Genomic DNA, 15,305 nt, shown 5'->3' with positions numbered 1-15,305 from the left:
CGAAGCTCAAGTCGCGAAGCGGCAGCCTGGACCAACCCCTATCAGAGCTGCGCCAGCAGGTGCTCGGCCGAAGACACCTTGAACTCGCCGCCCTGTTCGATGTTCAGCTGGGTGACCGTGCCGTCCTTGACCAGCATGGAATAGCGCTGCGACCGCTGACCCAGGCCGAAGCCCGAGCCGTCCAGCACCAGACCCAGTTCGCGGGTCAGGTCGCCGTTGCCGTCGGCCAGCATGACGATGGACTCGTCGTCGATGCCCTGGCTTTCGGCCCAGGCCTTCATGACGAAGGCGTCGTTGACCGAGATGCAGGCGACCACGTCCACGCCCTTGCCCTTGATGGCCTCCAGATTGTCCTTGAAGCCCGGCAGGTGGCGGGCCGAGCAGGTCGGGGTGAAGGCGCCCGGCACGGCGAACAGGGCCACGGTCTTGCCGGCGAAGATGTCGGCCGTATTGACGGGTTTGGGGCCTTCGGCCGTCGCCCGGGCGAAGCTCGCGTTCGGAATCCGGTCGCCGATCTGGATGGTCATGGGGCTCTCTCCGCGCGGGTTGGATGGGTGCGCCCGCGACAGATAGACGTCGCCGCCGTCATCGCAAGCGGCAACGCCTTGCGCCCGCCCGTTTCACGCCCGATGATAGGATCATCATGACCGACGCCTCATCCCTGACGGGCCGTCTCCTGGTCGCCATGCCCGGCATCGGCGACCCCCGGTTCGAACACGCCGTCATCCTGATCTGCGCGCACGGGCCGGATCACGCCATGGGACTGCGGATCGACCGCCCGGCGCCCGGCGTCGATCTGAAGACTGTTCTGGACAAGCTGGACGCGCCGGCGCCGGAGGATTCGGTCGGTCGGGTCGTCCTGATGGGCGGGCCTGTCGAACGTGAACGGGGCTTCGTGCTGCACACCGACGACTGGAGCACGGGCGACGACACCCTGCCCTTCGGCGACGGCCTGGCCATGACCGGAACGCGCGAGGCCCTGGCCGCCATGACCGACGCCGTGGCCGGCCCGCGCCGGTCGGCCCTGCTGCTCGGCTACGCCGGCTGGGGCGAGGGCCAGTTGGAGGACGAACTGGCCGAAAACGTCTGGCTGACCGCCGACGCCGACCTGGATCTGATTTTCGACGGCGACCACGAGTCCAAATGGACCCGCGCCCTGGCCCGCATGGGCGTCGATGCGGGCCGGCTTTCCAGCCAGGGCGGGCGGGCCTGAACCCGGCTTCGGCCGCGCCATCCGAAACTCCGTCCGCATTAACGAAATCGCTAGGCTGGTGCGCGAGACTGGGGTCTGCCTCGGGATCAGCCAATCGGTTTGGCCTGGGTCGGGAGGAATTTGTGATGCTGATTTCCAAGGGTGATCGTCGCGAACTGGTCGGCTTCCGCGTCGGCGAGCAAGCCTTCTGCATCGACATCACCTCGGTGCTGGAAATCCGCGGCTGGACGCCCACCACGCCCCTGCCCCGTGCGCCTGACTACATGAAGGGCGTCGTGAATCTTCGCGGCGTCGTCCTGCCCATCATCGACCTGGCGGCGCGCCTCGGCCTGCCGACCAAGGAACCCTCGGCCCGTCACGCCATCATGGTGGTGAAATGCGGCTCGCGCACGGTCGGTCTTCTGGTCGAGGCGGTGTCGGACATCGTCGAACTGGACGACGGGATGCGCCAACAGACGCCTGACATGGGCGACGACGGCGGCCCCGGCGTGATCGCCGGCATATTCGCCGTCGACGGCGAGATGATCAGCCTGCTGGACCTGAACAATGTGCTGCCGCCGCTGGCCGAGGCCGCCTGAGTCCTGACCCGACCGGAATCCTGACCCGACGGCGATATTGCCGAACGGCGTGTCATAGCCGCGCCTATCGCGTCGCCAGCGACACCATCAGCAGCACGACCAGGACCAGACACAGCCCCTGCCAGAACCGCACCGGATCGCGCTCGATCAGCGACAGGGGGCGGGGCGCGGGCGCGGCGGCGGCGCTGCCCGTCTCCAGCACATGGATCAGCTCCTCCACGTCCTCGAACCGTTCATCCGGATCGACGGAAACGGCGCGCATGACGGCGGCCTCCAGCCAGGCGGGCATGTCGGGCCGGCGTCGTCCGAGCGATACGGGCGCGCGGTCGAAGCGCGGCGCGTCCGACGGATCGACCTCGCCCCACGGATAGGCGCCGGTGAACAGCCGGTACAGGGTCACGCCCAGGGCGAACTGATCGGTGGCGGCGCTCCCGCTCTCGCCGTCGTACATTTCGGGCGCCTTGTAGCCGGGGGTGCCGGGCGCCTCGGCCTCGGCGAACTCCTCGGCCCGCTTGAGCCGCGCCACGCCCAGATCGACCAGCTTCAGCCCGCCGTTCGTCTCCAGGATCACATTGTCCGGCTTGATGTCGCGGTGCGTCACCCCCGCCCGGTGCAGGGCCGCCACGCCCCGCGCCAGCTTCAGGGCCACGCCGATCCCTTCGGCGATCTCGAACGGCCCGTCCTCGGCCAGCCGCGCATGCAGGGTCTGGCCCGGATAGAAGGGCTGGACGATATAGAGCCGGCTCTGGCGCCCCGCATCCAGGCTCAGCACCTTGCCGACGAAAGGGCTGTCGATCCGCCGCCCGATAAAGGCCTCGCGCAGGAAGGCGGTCCGCGCCCCCCGCTCCGACACCGCCGCAGGCTTGGGAAACTTCAGGACGACCCTCTCGTCGCCGGACCGGGCGTCGCCGGACCGCGCAAGGAACAGCCGGGTGTAGCGGCCGTCCGCCACCAGCCGCTCCAGATGGAACCCGTCCACCGTCTCGCCCTGTTTCGGCGGCGGCAGGATGGCCAGCCCCTCGGCCTCGGCGGTGATCGCCTCCCAGTCGGGCGCCCCGATCCCCATGACGTCGATGACCAGGACGGTCGCGTTGTCGCGCGCGCCCGCCTCGGCCACCTCGGCCAGAATGGCCTGGGCGTCGGCGTCGGGCGATCCGCGCCGCGCCAGCAGCCGCGCCAGCGCCTCGTCCGTCAGCACCCCGTGAACCCCGTCCGTGGTCAGCAGCAGCCGGTCATGCGGCGCCAGGCCGACATGACGCACGTCCAGCTTGACGTCCGCCTCGATCCCGACGGCGCGGTACAGCACATGGCTCAGCCCCTGCTGCGCCCGGGTGTGATCCTCGGTCAGGCGCGTCAGCACCCCGTCGCGAAAATGATACGCCCGGCTGTCCCCCACATGCAGCGCCACCGCCTCCCGTCCGCGCAGGATCAGGGCGGTGAAGGTGGTCGCCGCCGCCTCCATGGCCGGATCGATCTTGCCCCGCGCATGGAGCCAGCGGTTGAAACCCCGCAGCGCCTTGATCCCGTTGGCGGCGATGCCGTTCAGCGGGTTCTGGTCCAGATAGCCGTCGATGAAGCTGCGCGTCGTCAGCTCGGCCGCCATCCGCCCGGCCTTCGAGCCCGACACCCCGTCGGCGATGACCGCCACGACCCCATGCTCGCGCTGCTCGGCCGGGGTGCCCAGATGCACCCCGCCGAAATCCTGATTGTCCGCCTTCGGCCCCTGCGCAGTGGCGAAGCCGGCGGCGATCTCCAGTCTGGCGTCGGTCACGATCCCCTCCCCGAGCCGCCATCCTAGGCACAAGGCCTAGGCGTGCGAAACTTGGAAAGTGAAATCTACGCCGACCGCTGCTTCAGCGGCGCCGTGCCGTCCGCCAGGCTCTCGGCCAGATAGACCTCCGCCTCCTGCGCCGGGAGCGCCGGCGCATAGCCGAAGCCCTGGCCGTAGTGGCACTGGGCCTCCAGCAGCAGGGCGGCCAGTTCGGCGTTCTCCACCCCTTCGGCGACGACTTCCAGCGACAGGTCGCGGCCCAGATTGACCACCGACTTGACGATCTTGGCCGAGCCCTCGTCCTTGTTCATCGTCAGGACGAAATAGCGGTCGATCTTCAGCGTATCGAACGGCAGGCGCGCCAGATACGACAGCGACGAGAAGCCGGTGCCGAAGTCGTCCAGCGCCAGCGACGCCCCGACGTCCTTCAGCGACTGCAGCACCTCGGCGGCGTGCGCGGTGTCGCGCATGATGTCGCCCTCGGTCACTTCCAGCTTCAGCGCCCCCTTGGGCAGGCCGCTTTCCTTGATGATCCGGGCCACGTCCTCGCACAGGTGCGGCCGCTCGATCTCGCCGACCGACAGGTTGACGCTGCAGAACAGCTTGCCGGCCAGGGGGTGGCGCTGGATCCATTCGGCCAGTTGCCGCGCCGACTGGGTCATCATCAGCAGGCCCAGGTCGTTCATCATGCCCAGGTCGGCGGTCAGGCCCAGGAATTCGTCCGGCGGGACCAGGCCGCGTTTGGGGTGACGCCAGCGCGCCAGGGCCTCGAAGCCCGCCACCGCCCCGGTCTTCAGGTTCACGATGGGCTGGAAGAAGGGCACGATCTCGCCGCGCACGAAGGCGTTCCTCAGATCCGCCTCCAGCGCCAGACGGCTCAGGCTGTCGCTCTCCAGCGCCCGGCCATAGGCGGCCGATCCGCCGCGCCCGGCGCCCTTGGCCGATTCGACCGCCAGTTCGACCCGGCGCAGCAGCTCGGAGGCGTCCGGCGCGTCCGGCCCGCCCTCGACCACCACGGCCCCGATGGAGACGGTCGGATAGATGTCGAAGCCCGCGACCCGCAGCGGCTGCTCCAGCGCCTCGCGCAGGCGAAAGCTGGCGTGTGAGGCGGTCTTCTGCACGATGACGGCGAACTCGTCCTCGCCGATCCGCGCAGGCGAGGCCTCCTTGGAGAAGGCGGCCGCCAGGCGCGACCCCAGGGCCGACAGCACCAGATCCGTCCGTTCGTGGCCCAGGGCCTCGTTCAGCCGCCTCAGACGGTCGACGTCGCCGACCACGATCTCGTATTCGCCGGCCTGGGTCAGGACCTCGCCGACCCGCGTGATGAAGGCCCGGCGATCCAGCAGGCCGGTCAGCGCATCCCGGTCCGACCCGGCGAACTTGGTCTCCAGCGCCACCACCCCGGCGGCGCGCAGCCCGTCCTCCAGCCAGACCCCGCGCCACATGCAGGTGTCGGATCCGCGCATGCGCAGGCGCACGGCGACCTCGGTCCCTTCGTCCTGGGGCTTCAGCATCTTCTCGGCCAGCGACCGGTCCTGCGGCAGGGTCGAGGCGACGAAGCCGGCGCCCGAACATTCCGGCGCCAGCGGCCCCAGGCCCAGGACGCGCGTCGCGCCGGTGAACCGCAGTTGATCCTGCGACGGCGTCCAGACCCACAGGGCCGTGTCGGCGGCCGCCAGCGCCTCGATGGCGCTCGTGGCGTCCCAGGCCAGGGATCGGGGTCGCGCGGTCAAAGCTGTCGCCCTCTCAAGACGGCGTCCGGCCGCCGCGATCGATCTCGTCCTCGACGAGGCCGAACAGCAGATGATCTGCCCACTCGCCGTTAATTTTCAAATAAGCCCGCGCCAGACCCTCGTTCTGGAAGCCCGATTTCTCAAGCACCCGGCGCGAGGCCTGGTTGGTCGGCAGGCAGGCCGCCTCCAGCCGGTGCAGTTTCAGCCGGTCGAAGGCGTAGCCGACCACCGCCCGCATCGCCGCCGTCGCATAGCCGCGCCCGGCGTAGGGCTGGCCGATCCAGTAGCCCAGGGTGCCGGTCTCGGCGACGCCGCGGCGCACGTTCGACAGGGTGACGGCGCCGACCAGGGTCTTGCCGCCGTCGACGAAGACGAAAAACGGCCAGGCGTTGCCCAGCTCCATCTCCCGCGCATAGATCGACAGCCGACGCCGGAACGCGCCCTTGCTCAGATCGTCGTCCGGCCAGGCCGGCTCCCACGGTTGAAGATAGTCGCGCGACCCGTCGCGCAGGGCGGACCAGGCTGCATAATCGGACGCCCGCGGCGGCCTCAACAGCACGCCGTCGCCCCGGACCACGGGTCCGGCTACATCGCTCATCCAGTCCAGGAGGGCCATCGAAACACAACCTAGCGCGCCGCCGCCCGCTTGGCGACAGATGCACGCGAATCTGATCCGCGACGGAGTTTTGTTTCCGAGGCGTTACACTCGGACCGACGATCACGGCGTCGGCCAGGTTTGATCAGGCGACCTCGGTCTCGACCGGGATCTTGCAGATGCGGTTCAGATCGGCGCGGATCGAGCTGCCCTGGAAATGGGACATCTCGGCGCCGGAATAGCCTTCGGCAGACAGGGCCTTGACGACGTCGCCGGTGTTCAGACAGTCAGGAGTGCGGGCGAGCTGGTAGGCGCGCTCCACAACGTGGATGCGGTTCATGGTAGAGCCTTTGCGTGTACCAATCTAACGCGCTCCAAGCTGGACCGTTCCACCGACTGTAAAATCCTTGTTGCGGCCGCGCTTGCATTTGTCACGAAGACCTGAGTACATAGACTTCGTCGATCTCTCTGCGTAACGCCCACTCTCTCTGCGAACGCACGAGTCAAGGCCGCTCCCATTCAGACCCGACAGGCCGAAGGGACGTTCCCTCGGTCAACTTCTAACGGAGGTCTCAAAATGGCTACCGGCACTGTCAAATGGTTCAACCCGACCAAGGGTTACGGCTTCATCCAACCCGACGACGGCGGCAAGGACGTCTTCGTCCACATCTCCGCCGTTGAAGGCGCTGGCCTGCGCGGCCTGGATGAAAACCAGAAGGTTTCCTACGAGCTGGAACGCGACAAGCGTTCGGGCAAGGAATCCGCTGGCCAGCTGCAAACCATCGGCTGATTTCAGCTTCACGGCTGATATGGCGACGGCGGCTCCGAAAGGAGCCGCCGTTTTCAATTGGGGCGTCGCAATGTAACCGGAAAGATGGCCGAGCTATCCTTGATGCGGGCTTTGCACGACAATCATTTTTCGGTCCGGTCGCGAGCAGGTCACAAGCACTGATCCGTCGCTCGTATTGAAGCGGACAATTCTTAGTTCGTTGCTTTCGACGATGTTCACCGGCGCGATCGCAAGATCGTCCGCCATGCTGCGAATCGCAGTGAGGCACGATTCAAAGTCCATAGAGCGGGTCGCAGTTGGCATGCCAGTGCTTGAGGTGCTTTGGACAAATTCCGACGACGTATCTTCTGCAGCGGATGAGTATGAGCCATCGCCACATGAAGCGAGGACAACGCCGCTAAGGATCGTGAGCCACTTTTGCATGAATCGCCTCCGACAACGGATGCTACACGCTCTATCAACCATGTCGAGCATTCGCTCCGCATGGTTTTACTGGCGACAGCCTCACCCCTTCGTCGTCTCGATCCACCCCGCGAACGCATCGAGGAACCCCTTCAGGAACTCCCGCGTCCCCTCGTTCTTCAGCGTCCCATCCTCTTCGTTCAGCAGACCGGCGACATTGCCGATATAGGCTTCCGGCTGCTGCATGGTGGGCATGTTCAGGAAGACCAGGGGCTGGCGCAGGTGATGGTTGGCGCCGAAGGCGGCCAGGGCGCCGGGCGAGACGCTGACGATGGCGGCGGGCTTGGCCGCCCAGACGCTTTGGCCGTAGGGGCGCGAGCCGACGTCCAGGGCGTTCTTCAGGGCGCCGGGGACGGAGCGATTGTATTCCGGCGTCACGAACAGCACGGCCTGGGTCGTCGCCAACTCCTCTCGGAACCGCGACCAGGCCGCCGGCGGCGTCTCCGTATCCAGGTCGGGATTATACAGCGGCAGGTCGCCGATCTCGATCAGGTCCAGCTCCAGCTCGGGCGCGGCCAAGGCCTTCATCTCGAGCCCGATGGCGCGGGAATAGGAGCCCTCGCGCAGGCTGCCGACGATCAGGGCGACACGGACGGACATGGGGCGGCTCCGGGTTTGGATGGTTCAAGCGTCAGCATAACAGATGCCGAGGGTGGATGTTCCCTACCCCCCGAACAGGGCCGCCGCGAACGCCTCCCCCGCCGGCGCCGCCGACTTCGGCCCCAGGACGGCGCTGGCCGCCTGCCCCCCCGCCAGCATCCGACCGCCGACCGCCCGCACGGCCTCGACCGTCTGGGCCTCCAGCTGTTCGGTCATGGAGAGGCTGGACCGGGGCGCGCCGAAGATCAGGGTCTGGGCCGCGTTGCGTCCCGCCCGGCTCATCGGGTTCTCGTCCGACATCCACAGACCGGCCTTCATCACCGCCTTGGCCCGCGACAGCTCCTTTTCGGTCGGCCCGGTCTCGGCCAGGGCCCGCACCTCGCCCGCCGCCACCTGGGCCAGCTCCTTCGCCCGATCCGCCGCCGCGCCCGCATAGATGCCCAGCACCCCGGTGTCCTCGTAAGGCTCCTGATAGGCGTCGATGGCGTAGGCCAGGCCCCGCTCCTCGCGCGCGCTCTGGAACAGGCGCGAGGCCATGCCCCCGCCCAGGATCTCGCCGAACAGCCGCATCGACGACAGAGCCGGATCGGTCGCCGACAGGGCCGGCAGCTGGAACACCAGATTGGCCTGTTCGATCTTGCGCGTCAGGGTCGCATGCCCGCCGACGAAGGCCGCCGGCGCCGGGGCCGGAACCGGGGTCGCGACCGCGTCGCCGAACCAGCGCTCGGCCAGGGCCAGCAGTTCGCCCTCCTCCACCGCGCCGGACGCCGACACCACCATCCGGTCGGGCGAATACAGCCGCGCGCGCCAGGCCTCGACGCTGGCCTTGTCCGCCGGCTTCAGGCTGTCGACCGAGCCCAGGATCGGCCGGCCCAGCGGCTGGCCGGTGAAGGCGCGCGTCTGGACCATCTCGAACACATGGTCGTCGGGGGTGTCGAAGGCCTCGGCGATCTCCTGGGCCACCACGTCCTTTTCGCGCTCGATCTCGGCGGGGTCGAGGGCAGGCCGGAACACCAGGTCCGACAGCACCTGCATGTTCAGCGCCAGGGTGCCTTCCAGCCCCCGCACCTCGAAACTGGTCCGCTCATAGCCGGTGGAGGCGTTGATCGTGCCGCCCTCGGCCTCGATCCGCTCGACGATCTCGCGCGCGGCCATGTCGCCGGCGCCCTTGAACACCAGATGCTCCAGCAGGTGCGACCAGCCTGAGCGATCCTGCGGCTCCCACCGCGCCCCGCCCTTGACGGTGACGACGACGGCCAGGGTCTTCAGGCCGGGCATGGGGTCGCAGATGACGCGGACGCCGTTGGACAGGGTGTGCAGGGTGGCGGTCAGGGGGTGTCTTTCTTCAGGCGTCTTCGAAGCAGGGCCACATAGAAGCCCGCCAGCACAATCGCCAGCCCGAACCAGGTCAGGGCGTAACCGAAATGATTGTTGGAAAAGGCCGCCGGCGGGGCGGACGGCTTCAGGGCGCCGAACTCGGGATTGGTCGGGCTGACGGCGAACACCGCCTCGGGCCGCACCGGGCCCTGGACCTTCAGGGCCCTGGCCATGGCCGCCGTGTCGCGGCCATAGAAGCGGCCGTTCGTCGGGGACGGCGTCATGCCGCCCGGCGGATCGAAGCGGCGGAACTCGCCGATCAGCACCAGCGGCAGGGTGGACTCCGCCACGCGCGGCCGGCCTGAAATCTCGTCGGCGACGAAGCCCCGGTCGATCAGCAGGCTGAAATCCGCATCGACGGGCCGGCAGGCCGAGATCAGCCGCACCCCCGCCACGCCGTCATGGATGGACTGCAGTTCGACATAGGGCGCGGTCGCCAGACCCGGACAGACGATCAACGCCTTGCGGAACTCCAGATCGCCCCCGTCCGGATCGGCCGCCAGCACCTGATCCAGCGGCGCGGGCGGCTTGGCCGCCGCCGCCTCGGACGCCGCGATCAGCCCCTCTTTCCACTTCAGCCGCTCGACCTGCCACAGGCCCAACCCGATCAGCAGGACCAGGGCCGCGACCGTCAGCAGCGTCAATATCCAGGGAAACCGCCTCATATATCCTCCCCCGTGGAGCGAAGCGGATCGGGGGAGGGGGACCGCGCAGCGGTGGAGGGGGCGCTTTGGTTCCTGTACTGCAAGCCGATCATCAGCCCGCGCCCCGGCCGCATCAGCGCCAGCGACAGGGCTGCGACCAGCGGCAGCCAGACGATCAGGTGCAGCCACATGGGCGGATGGAATTTGATCTCCACCGCCAGGGCCGAAAACCCGACCAGAAAGCCCGCGATCTGCATGATGAAACTGGCCGGCCCGTCGCCGGTCTGGATGGTCGAGAAATCCAGCCCGCAGGCCTCGCATCCCGCCCGCACCTTCAGGAAGCCGGCGAACAGACGCCCCTGGCCGCAGCGCGGGCACCGCCCCTTCAGTCCCGCCCGCACGGCGGAAACGGCGACGGCGGGAGACGATCCCTCGTCCCCCGCCGCCGCGATCTTGTCGGTGGTGTCCGGGATCAACCGAAGACGACGTAGACGAAGGCGAACAGGAACAGCCAGACCACGTCCACGAAATGCCAGTACCAGGCCGCCGCCTCGAAGCCGAAATGCTTCTGCGGGGTGAAGTCGCCGGCCAGTAGGCGGATCAGGCAGACCGCCAGGAAGATGGTGCCGATCAGGACGTGGAAGCCGTGGAAACCGGTCGCCATGAAGAAGATCGACCCATACAGGCCCGAGTTGGCGGCTTCCTCATTGAAGAACAGGTGCTCGTGCAGGATGTGCTGGTATTCATAGGCCTGAACGCTGGTGAAGAAGACGCCCAGGGCCACGGTGATGATCAGGGCGATCTTGGCGCCCTTGCGGTCGCCGACCTGGATCGCGTGGTGGGCCCAGGTGACGGTGCAGCCGCTCAGCAGCAGGGTCACGGTGTTCAGCAGCGGCAGCTGCCAGGGCGACAGAACCTCGACCCCCTTGGGCGGCCAGGTCGACCAGGCCTTGGCCGTGTCCGCCCAGGTCCCGACTTCCGGCGTCAGGGCCCGCGATTCATGGAACAGGGCCATGTCGAAGAACATCCAGAAGAAGGCGACGAAGAACATCACCTCCGACGCGATGAACAGGATCATGCCGTAGCGCAGGCCGATCGAGACGACCGGCGTATGGTCGCCCGCCTTGGATTCCTTGATCACGTCCGACCACCAGCCGATGGCCGAGAGCAGAACCCCCGCCAGACCGGCGAAGAAGACGCCCGGCTTGCCTTCGGCCAGGAAGTTGGCGGCGATCGGCCCGTTCTCGGCCGGCGCCAGCCCCTTCATCCAGATCACGGCGCCGATGAACATGATGGTCGCCGCAATGGACGACAGCAGCGGCCACGGACTGGGCGGCACGAGGTGATAGTCGTGGTGCGGAGCGGCGTGCGCGTCGGCCATGCGTTTCATCTCTATATTGGGCTGGCGATGAACTCGCCTTATCCCCCAGCTATAACCGCCGCTTTTGCGTCGCGCCAGTGCGCCGCCGTGTTTCCGCCGCGATCTCCAGGCCGCCCCCAAACGCGTCACCCTCGGGCTCGTCCCGAGGGTCCACCTGTCCGCCGCACCTCAGGTCGGGCGAGGGTCCGGTGTCTAAACTCCACAGCTTGTAATCGCATTAGGCGTGGACCCTCGGGACGAGCCCGAGGGTGACGGGGTTGCGGCGCTACACCCGCGCCTTCAGGGCCTCAAAGGCCGTCTTCGAGAACACCGACAAGGGTTGCGGCGGATCGGTCGGATCGAACCAGCCGATCTCCGACAGCTTGTCCGGCTCGGTCAGCCACGGCTCGCCGGTGAAGTCGCGCGCCAGATAGATCAGCGACACCCAGTGCTGGCGGTCCGCCGCGATGATTTCTTCCGACACGCACAGGAACTCGACCGCGCCGATCGTCAGGCCGCTCTCCTCTTCGGCCTCGCGACGCGCGGCCTCGGCGGAGATTTCCATGTGATCGACCTTGCCGCCGACGATGTTCCAGTGTCCCGCCTCAGGGGCCTTCAGCCGCTTGCACAGCAGCACCCGCCCGTCGGCGCGCTGGATCACCAGCCCGCAGCCGACGCCCGGAAAGTCCACACCCGGTCGGGCCACGAAATCAGGCGTTCGGCCCCGTCGGCGCATCGACCGACGGATAGAAGGTGTAGCTCAGGGTGATCTCGCGCGCGCCCCTGGCTTCGCGATCCGTGGCCAGTTCGGGGGCGATGAAATACTGGACCGGGAATTGGCGCGTCTCGCCCGCCGCCAGGGTCTGATCCGAGAAGCAGAAGCATTGCAGCTTCTGGAAATAGGGGCCGGTGTATTCCGGCACGACATTGTACCCGGCCCGCACCTGGATCGGCTGGTCCGAGGTGTTGGTGACGTCGAAATAGGCCAGGCCCGTCTCGCCGATCCGCACCCTCTGGGTCGTCTGTTCGGCGCGGAAGGTCATGGGCAGGCCGCGCACGTTTGTGTCGAATCGCACCAGCACCGTCTGGTCCAGCACCGTGTCCGGCGCCTTGTCGGCCCGGCGCACCGTGCCGTCGAAGCCCGTGACCTGGCAGAACATCCGGTACAGGGGCACAGCCGCGAAGGCCGCGCCCGTCATCCCCATCACGCCCAGGACGCAGACGATGGCGATCAGGTTCTTGCGGCCGGGATTGTTCATCGCGGCGCCCCCGTCGCCTCTTGCAACAGGGCGCGCTCAGCCGCCTGGTTCTGTTGCAGGCGCAGGACCGTGGTGGTGAAGACCAGGACGATGAAGGCCACCAGGGCCGTCGCGATCCAGACGTTGCGGCGCTTGCGGGCGCGCAGTTCCTCGGGCGTCAGACGCATGGTTCAGGCTCCCAGGCCCGCCACCGCCTCGACCAGGAAGGCCGAGAACAGGGCGACCAGATACAGGATCGAAAAGGCGAACAGGTCACGCGCCGGTTTGGCCTGGACCTTCACATCATACAATGCGGCCTCGCGTCCCACGGTGTCGGCCTTGTCCGGCTCGTCGCCGGCGCGCGAGCGGTACAGCCGCCAGGCCAGGCCCAGGAAGCCCAGGCCGCCGGCGACCGACACCACCGCGTAGATCATCCCGCCCATGCCCACCAGGGCCGGGGCCACGGCCGAGGCCACGAAGACCAGCGAATAGATCAGGATCTGCAGCCGGGTGGACCTGGCCCCCCGCGCCACCGGCATCATCGGTATGCCCGCCTTGGCGTAGTCGCCGGCCGAATACAGGGCCAAGGCCCAGGAGTGCGGCGGGGTCCACAGGAAGATGATCAGGAACAGCAGCCAGGCCTGCCAAGGCGCCTGGCCCGTCGCCGCCGCCCAGCCGATCACCGGCGGAAAGGCGCCCGCCGCCCCGCCGATGACAATGTTCTGCGGCGTCCTGCGCTTCAGCAACAGGGTGTAGAAGCCGGCGTAATAGACGATGGTCAGGGCCAGCAGCCCGGCCGCGAACCAGTTGGTGTTCATCCCCAGCAGCATGACCGAGAACAGGCTGAGGATGACGCCATAGGCCATGGCGTCATTCTTGCGCACCCGCCCCGCCGCCACCGGCCGGCCGCGCGTGCGCCGCATCAGGGCGTCGGTCTCGCCTTCCAGCGCCATGTTCAGCGACCCGGCCGCGCCTGCGCCCACGGCGATGCACAGGATGGCGATGGCGGCGACCAGCGGATTCATCGATCCCGGCGCCATCACCAGTCCGGTCGCGGCGGTGAAGACCACCACCGACATGACGCGCGGCTTCAGCAGCTGGAAGAAGTCTTCCGGCTGGGCGGTCGAAATCGCGGGGCGGGTCTGGACGTCCTGGGTCATGGGTTCGGGTGTCATGGGTGAGGGCCGCATAGCATACCCCAAAGCAGAAGGCCGCCCCTTCCGTGGAAAGAGCGGCCCGCCGTTCGGGATGTCAGCCCGGGATCAGTGCTCGTCGCCCTTGACCACCGGCAGTTCGTTGAACTGGTGGGTCGGCGGCGGCGAGGACAGGGTCCATTCCAGGGTCGTGGCGCCCTCGCCCCACGGATTGGCGACGCCCGGCCGGCGGCGAATGGCGGCCTCGGCCAGCATGACCAGGAAGACCAGCACCCCCACGGCCGTGATCGCGTAACCGATCGACGAGATCTGGTTCCACAGGGTGAAGGCGTCCGGGTAGTCGATATAGCGGCGCGGCATCCCCTGCAGGCCCAGGAAATGCTGCGGGAAGAACACCAGGTTCACGCCCACGAACATGATCCAGAAATGGGTCGCGCCCAGGAACTCGTTGTACTTCACCCCGAACATCTTCTCGAACCAGTAGTAGAAGCCCGCGAAGATGGCGAAGACGGCGCCCAGCGACAGGACATAGTGGAAGTGGGCCACCACGTAATAGGTGTCGTGCAGGCTGTAATCGATGCCGGCGTTCGACAGGACCACGCCGGTCACCCCGCCGACGGTGAACAGGAAGATGAAGCCGATGGCCCACAGCATGGGCGTCTTGAAGCTGATGGACCCGCCCCACATGGTGGCGATCCAGCTGAAGATCTTCACCCCGGTCGGCACGGCGATGATCATGGTCGCGGCGATGAAATAGGCGCGCAGGTTCACGCTCATTCCGACCGTGTACATGTGGTGCGCCCAGACCACGAAGCCGACGAAGCCGATGGCCACCATGGCGTAGGCCATGGCCAGGTATCCGAACACCGGCTTGCGGCTGAAGGTCGAGACGATGTGGCTGATGATGCCGAAGCCCGGCAGGATCAGGATGTAGACCTCCGGGTGGCCGAAGAACCAGAACAGGTGCTGGTACATGATCGGGTCGCCGCCGCCGGCCGGGTCGAAGAAGTGGGTGCCGAAGTTGCGGTCGGTCAGCAGCATGGTGATGGCGCCGGCCAGGACGGGCAGCGACAGCAGCAGCAGGAAGGCGGTGATCAGCACCGACCAGGCGAACAGCGGCATCCGGTGCAGGGTCATGCCCGGCGCGCGCATGTTCAGGATGGTGGTGATGAAGTTGATCGCGCCCAGGATGGAGCTGGCGCCCGCGACGTGCAGGGCGAAGATGGCCAGGTCGAAGGCCGGGCCGACGTGGCCCACCGTCGACAGGGGCGGATAGGCCGTCCAGCCCCCGCCGAAGCCCTTGCCCGGCCCGCCGTCGACGAACATCGACAGGATCAACAGGCACCAGGCGGCGACCAGCAGCCAGAAGGAGATGTTGTTCATGCGCGGGAAGGCCATGTCCGGCGCCCCGATCATGATCGGCACGAACCAGTTGCCGAAGCCGCCGATCATGGCGGGCATGACCATGAAGAAGATCATGATCAGGGCGTGGGCGGTGACCACCGCATTATAGCCGTGCTTGGACTGCTCCACGAGACCCAGAAGCTGGATCGACGAGCCTTCCTTGAAGATCTGGATTCCCGGCTCGGCCAGCTCCCAGCGGATCAGGCCCGACAGCGCCCCGCCCACGATGCCCGCCATGATGGCGAACATCAGATACAGGGTGCCGATGTCCTTGTGATTGGTGGACAGGAACCAGCGCGTGAAGAAGCCCACCTTGTGATCGTCGTGGTGGTGAGCGTCGTGGGCGGGAAGGACGTCGCGGGTCGAAACGGTTGCGTCAGCCATGG

The 15,305-nt window shown here is 67.5% G+C and carries 19 protein-coding genes; 3 read left to right on the top strand and 16 right to left on the bottom strand.

Features of this window, described 5'->3' with window-relative positions; all coding sequences use genetic code 11:
- Positions 1-41: 41 nt before the first annotated feature.
- Entirely contained in the window at positions 42-527 is a 486-nt protein-coding gene (locus GYM46_RS11260; protein WP_008263696.1) for a peroxiredoxin, read from the bottom strand.
- 116 nt (positions 528-643) lie between these two features.
- Between GYM46_RS11260 and GYM46_RS11255 the strand changes: the two genes are divergently transcribed.
- Together GYM46_RS11255 and GYM46_RS11250 are read left to right on the top strand one after the other, a co-directional pair.
- The gene (locus tag GYM46_RS11255; protein WP_008264211.1) at positions 644-1,213 is read left to right on the top strand and encodes a YqgE/AlgH family protein; all 570 of its coding nucleotides are present in this window, start codon (positions 644-646) and stop codon (positions 1,211-1,213) included.
- A gap of 125 nt (positions 1,214-1,338) precedes the next feature.
- Positions 1,339-1,791, top strand: coding sequence for a chemotaxis protein CheW (locus tag GYM46_RS11250; RefSeq protein WP_008264018.1), 453 nt, complete (start codon positions 1,339-1,341; stop codon positions 1,789-1,791).
- Positions 1,792-1,855: 64 nt separating this feature from the next.
- Here GYM46_RS11250 and GYM46_RS11245 read toward each other — a convergent pair whose 3' ends face one another.
- The 4 genes from GYM46_RS11245 to GYM46_RS11230 form a co-directional block, all read right to left on the bottom strand.
- Positions 1,856-3,562 carry a bifunctional protein-serine/threonine kinase/phosphatase gene (locus tag GYM46_RS11245; RefSeq protein ID WP_008262534.1) on the bottom strand — a complete coding sequence of 569 codons (1,707 nt, stop codon included), beginning with the start codon at positions 3,560-3,562 and terminating at the stop codon, positions 1,856-1,858.
- A 65-nt stretch (positions 3,563-3,627) separates the two neighbouring features.
- Positions 3,628-5,295 (bottom strand): putative bifunctional diguanylate cyclase/phosphodiesterase, encoded by a 1,668-nt coding sequence (locus tag GYM46_RS11240; RefSeq protein WP_008264118.1) that lies wholly within the window; start codon positions 5,293-5,295, stop codon positions 3,628-3,630.
- A gap of 13 nt (positions 5,296-5,308) precedes the next feature.
- Positions 5,309-5,911 carry a GNAT family N-acetyltransferase gene (locus tag GYM46_RS11235; protein WP_008260583.1) on the bottom strand — a complete coding sequence of 201 codons (603 nt, stop codon included), beginning with the start codon at positions 5,909-5,911 and terminating at the stop codon, positions 5,309-5,311.
- 124 nt (positions 5,912-6,035) lie between these two features.
- A complete protein-coding gene (locus GYM46_RS11230) occupies positions 6,036-6,230 on the bottom strand; it encodes a hypothetical protein (protein ID WP_008262034.1) in 195 nt (64 codons plus the stop codon).
- A gap of 237 nt (positions 6,231-6,467) precedes the next feature.
- Between GYM46_RS11230 and GYM46_RS11225 the strand changes: the two genes are divergently transcribed.
- Positions 6,468-6,680, top strand: coding sequence for a cold-shock protein (locus GYM46_RS11225; RefSeq protein WP_008260410.1), 213 nt, complete (start codon positions 6,468-6,470; stop codon positions 6,678-6,680).
- A gap of 93 nt (positions 6,681-6,773) precedes the next feature.
- On the opposite strand, the gene GYM46_RS11220 is transcribed toward GYM46_RS11225, so the two are convergent.
- The 11 genes from GYM46_RS11220 to ctaD all read right to left on the bottom strand — a co-directional run bounded on the left by GYM46_RS11220 (position 6,774) and on the right by ctaD (position 15,303).
- Positions 6,774-7,103: a hypothetical protein gene (locus GYM46_RS11220; protein ID WP_154726533.1), complete on the bottom strand. Its 330-nt coding sequence runs from the start codon at positions 7,101-7,103 to the stop codon at positions 6,774-6,776.
- Between the two features lie 81 nt (positions 7,104-7,184).
- A complete protein-coding gene (locus tag GYM46_RS11215) occupies positions 7,185-7,742 on the bottom strand; it encodes an NADPH-dependent FMN reductase (protein ID WP_008263781.1) in 558 nt (185 codons plus the stop codon).
- A gap of 63 nt (positions 7,743-7,805) precedes the next feature.
- Entirely contained in the window at positions 7,806-9,020 is a 1,215-nt protein-coding gene (locus GYM46_RS11210; protein WP_008259728.1) for a M16 family metallopeptidase, read from the bottom strand.
- A gap of 50 nt (positions 9,021-9,070) precedes the next feature.
- On the bottom strand, positions 9,071-9,784 hold the full coding sequence (locus GYM46_RS11205; RefSeq protein WP_164952701.1) for an SURF1 family protein: 714 nt from the start codon (positions 9,782-9,784) through the stop codon (positions 9,071-9,073).
- Positions 9,781-10,239: a DUF983 domain-containing protein gene (locus GYM46_RS11200; RefSeq protein WP_008262962.1), complete on the bottom strand. Its 459-nt coding sequence runs from the start codon at positions 10,237-10,239 to the stop codon at positions 9,781-9,783. Before GYM46_RS11200 ends, GYM46_RS11205 begins: the two co-directional genes overlap by 4 nt.
- Positions 10,236-11,144 carry a cytochrome c oxidase subunit 3 gene (locus GYM46_RS11195; RefSeq protein ID WP_008260260.1) on the bottom strand — a complete coding sequence of 303 codons (909 nt, stop codon included), beginning with the start codon at positions 11,142-11,144 and terminating at the stop codon, positions 10,236-10,238. Before GYM46_RS11195 ends, GYM46_RS11200 begins: the two co-directional genes overlap by 4 nt.
- 265 nt (positions 11,145-11,409) lie before the next feature.
- Entirely contained in the window at positions 11,410-11,829 is a 420-nt protein-coding gene (locus tag GYM46_RS11190) for an NUDIX domain-containing protein (RefSeq protein ID WP_040350181.1), read from the bottom strand.
- 4 nt (positions 11,830-11,833) lie between these two features.
- A complete protein-coding gene (locus GYM46_RS11185) occupies positions 11,834-12,382 on the bottom strand; it encodes a cytochrome c oxidase assembly protein (RefSeq protein ID WP_008263478.1) in 549 nt (182 codons plus the stop codon).
- Complete coding sequence (locus tag GYM46_RS11180; protein WP_008261146.1) at positions 12,379-12,549, bottom strand: hypothetical protein; 171 nt, start codon at positions 12,547-12,549, stop codon at positions 12,379-12,381. Before GYM46_RS11180 ends, GYM46_RS11185 begins: the two co-directional genes overlap by 4 nt.
- A 3-nt stretch (positions 12,550-12,552) precedes the next feature.
- Positions 12,553-13,536, bottom strand: coding sequence for a heme o synthase (gene cyoE, locus GYM46_RS11175; protein ID WP_008261302.1), 984 nt, complete (start codon positions 13,534-13,536; stop codon positions 12,553-12,555).
- Positions 13,537-13,623: 87 nt separating this feature from the next.
- Complete coding sequence (gene ctaD / locus GYM46_RS11170; protein ID WP_008263055.1) at positions 13,624-15,303, bottom strand: cytochrome c oxidase subunit I; 1,680 nt, start codon at positions 15,301-15,303, stop codon at positions 13,624-13,626.
- Positions 15,304-15,305: the final 2 nt, after the last annotated feature.

Source organism: Brevundimonas mediterranea, assembly GCF_011064825.1.
In the GTDB taxonomy this organism is placed as follows: Bacteria; Pseudomonadota; Alphaproteobacteria; order Caulobacterales; family Caulobacteraceae; genus Brevundimonas; species Brevundimonas mediterranea_A.
The sequence above is the reverse complement of the archived record's forward strand: the minus strand, read 5'-3'. Positions and strand labels throughout refer to the sequence as shown.